At 43.0% G+C, this 2,909-nt stretch carries 2 protein-coding genes; one reads left to right on the plus strand and one right to left on the minus strand.

Going from position 1 to position 2,909, the window contains the following annotated elements; translation table 11 throughout:
* Positions 1-2: 2 nt before the first annotated feature.
* The gene (locus tag ACG95_RS09240) at positions 3-1,175 is read left to right on the plus strand and encodes a GGDEF domain-containing protein (RefSeq protein WP_048000243.1); all 1,173 of its coding nucleotides are present in this window, start codon (positions 3-5) and stop codon (positions 1,173-1,175) included.
* A gap of 110 nt (positions 1,176-1,285) precedes the next feature.
* On the opposite strand, the gene ACG95_RS09245 is transcribed toward ACG95_RS09240, so the two are convergent.
* On the minus strand, positions 1,286-2,833 hold the full coding sequence (locus tag ACG95_RS09245) for an ABC-F family ATP-binding cassette domain-containing protein (RefSeq protein ID WP_048000244.1): 1,548 nt from the start codon (positions 2,831-2,833) through the stop codon (positions 1,286-1,288).
* Positions 2,834-2,909 lie beyond the last annotated feature (76 nt).

The raw sequence follows: 2,909 nt of genomic DNA on the forward strand, positions 1-2,909 counted from the left end.
AAATGTTCAACTTAAATTTTACAATCTGCCATATTAAAATGCTAATTGTTGTTCTAATTACAATTGGCTTCATCACTCTAATGACACTACTAACTTACACACTAGAACAACGTATTCGTAACTACCAACAACCTCGTTTTACTTTTTTTGCTCATCTTTTAGAGGCAGCTAGTGTACTGATCAGTATGGTACTATTACGACAGATTTTTACCGTCCTCAACTCTGGTGATGTCATCAGTTGGGCCTACGCAACTGCCCAATTGACGATCCTTCTCTTCAGTTTAAATACGATGCGTAACTTGGCAGTTGAAGTCATCAACATCTTAATGCCTATCTTTATCTACGGACAATCCATCTGGATGGGTCAAGGACCTCATCATCTGCCAGTGTTCATTACGATGACGATTATTCTTGGGGTTATTGTCATTTATATTGCCCGCAATTACAAACAGATCGTCAATTCTCAATGGCAGTATTTATCGTTACAGGTTCTTTACGCTGGTACTTGGTGGGGCGTCATTTGGTCTGTCCACCGCTTTAATTTAATTTATACGATAAACGTCGTACTTATCTTCGTCGCTTATATGTGGCTCGTCCGTCTGGCGGTTCAGCGCATTCAAAAATTCTTTACTGAAGCACTCACCTTTGATCAGCAAGTCAACTACGATGAATTGACTGGCGTCCGTAATCGAGCTAGTTTCGATGCAACCACGCAACAGATCTTCAAGGCCTATCAAGAACGTCATACGGGACCAATTACAATGGCGATGCTCGATATTGATCACTTTAAACATTTCAATGACCAATACGGACACTTGGCTGGCGACGCCGTTTTGCGGCACGTGGCCCATTTCTTCGAGCTAGAATTAAAACGGCGCAGTACTCATGGTCAGCTATTCCGCTACGGCGGCGAAGAGTTCATCTTCATTTTCCGCGGTACGACCGCTACTTCTGCTGGACAACTGTTAAAAGCATTACAGGATGATTTACGTCAATCGCCAGTTATCTTTAATGATCAAACACTTACGGTAACTGTTTCGATTGGGGTATCCGCCCTAAAGACTAGCGATGATTCTTTTACCGAATGGTTTGTTCGGGTAGATGATTATCTCTATCAGTCAAAACAAGGTGGCCGTGATCGCATTACGGTTGAGAGTAAATTGCTGCCACGCTAAAAGATTTGAATATAAGTCAAAAACACCTCAGAATTTTGAAATTCTGAGGTGTTTTTAGTTACAACTATTATTATCAAACATGGATCACTAATCAGTAATTTCTACTTAACTTAGTGTTCTTTCAAACTCAACTTTTCAACGTTGAGCTCTTTATCGACCCAGCCGTCCACGAAACTACTCTCATGGCTGACCAGAATCAAGTTACCCTGGAAGGCCTGTAAAGCTCGCTTCAAGCCTTCCTTAGTCTCATCATCCAAGTGATTAGTTGGTTCATCCATGATCAAGAAGTTACATGGAATCAATTCCAACAAGGCCAACTTGACCTTCGTCTGTTCGCCCCCACTCAACAGGTGCATTGGTTTCATTGCGTTAGCCGCATTGATCCCACACTTAGCGAGTTTCGTCCGAATTGTCTTAGGTAACATCGTTGGGTACTTTTCTTGAATGGTCTGTAATGGGGTCAACTCTTGGTTATCCCACTCCAAATCTTGCGTGAAATAATTGATCTTAGCCGAAGGTGAAAAATTCGACTTACCAGCCAATGATGGAATCACGCCAAGGATTGATTTGATCAAAGTCGACTTACCGACCCCATTGAATCCTTTGAACGCAAACTTCTCGCCATTGGTCATTGAGAATGTCACTGGTTCCAGCAATGGTTTACCATAGCCAACTGACAACTTGGTCACACTCAGTGCATTCTGCGAACCAGTATCCAGATATGGGAACGCAAACTTAGCATGTTCATTCTCACTCGGTGGATCGACCCGGTCCAAATGCGACAGCATCTTCTCCCGTGACTTAGCCATCGTTGACTTAGAACCAGCCTTATTCTTGCGAATGAACTTTTCAGCCTTGTCGATGACGACTTGCTGCTTTTCAAACGCCTTCAACTGAGCTTCTTTACGCGCTTCTTTTTGACGCATCGCCGACTTAAAGTCGCCACGATACTTGATAATTTTACCGAACGCCACATCACAGATACAGTTCGTAACGCGCTGTAGGAAGTCATAATCATGGGAGATCACCATGGCAGCCCCTGCGAAACCGTTCAGATAATCTTCCAACCAAGTAATGTGGGCCGTATCCAAATAGTTAGTTGGTTCATCCAAAATAATGACGTCTGGATTTTCAAGCAATAACTTGGCCAAGATAATCTTAGAACGTTGGCCCCCAGACATTTCACTGATGACGTGCTCACGACCGATTGAATCTAACCCAAGCCCGGTAATGACCCGTTCCATTTCGGTCTCAATATCATAAAAATTATTGGCTTCCAAGGTTTCCTGAAAACGACCAGCTTTTTCTAATAACTTGTCATCCATGTTTTCAGCGTAATCGGTATAGGCTTGTTGCATCTGAGCATCCACATCATATAGCCACTGAAAAGCGGTCCGCAAGAAGGAATACAAGGTCATTCCAGCTGGAATATCTGCGTATTGGTCTAAATAACCAGTCCGGATATTATGTTGCCACTTGATCTGACCACTCAAGGGTAGGATCTGACCAGTCAAAATCTTGATCAGGGTACTCTTCCCCGCCCCATTTTGGCCAACGATTCCCATGTGGTCGGCTCTTTCTAGTGTGAAATTAGCATCGTCATATAATTTACGGTCCGCAAAGCTTTGCGATAAATCCGTTACTTCTAGTAAAGCCATTGTGTTTTCACACCTACTCTTTCATTCTACTACGTACTTAAAAAACAAGAGTGCGACACCAGGCGTTCAGCGACTG

The sequence above is a fragment of the Lactiplantibacillus herbarum genome (assembly GCF_001039045.1).
GTDB lineage: Bacteria > Bacillota > Bacilli > Lactobacillales > Lactobacillaceae > Lactiplantibacillus > Lactiplantibacillus herbarum.

Excerpts from the sequence above, each read along its gene's own strand:
- ACG95_RS09245 (WP_048000244.1), bottom strand. The coding sequence starts at position 2,833 with ATGGCTTTACTAGAAGTAACGGATTTATCGCAAAGCTTTGCGGACCGT.
- ACG95_RS09240 (WP_048000243.1), top strand. The coding sequence starts at position 3 with ATGTTCAACTTAAATTTTACAATCTGCCATATTAAAATGCTAATTGTT.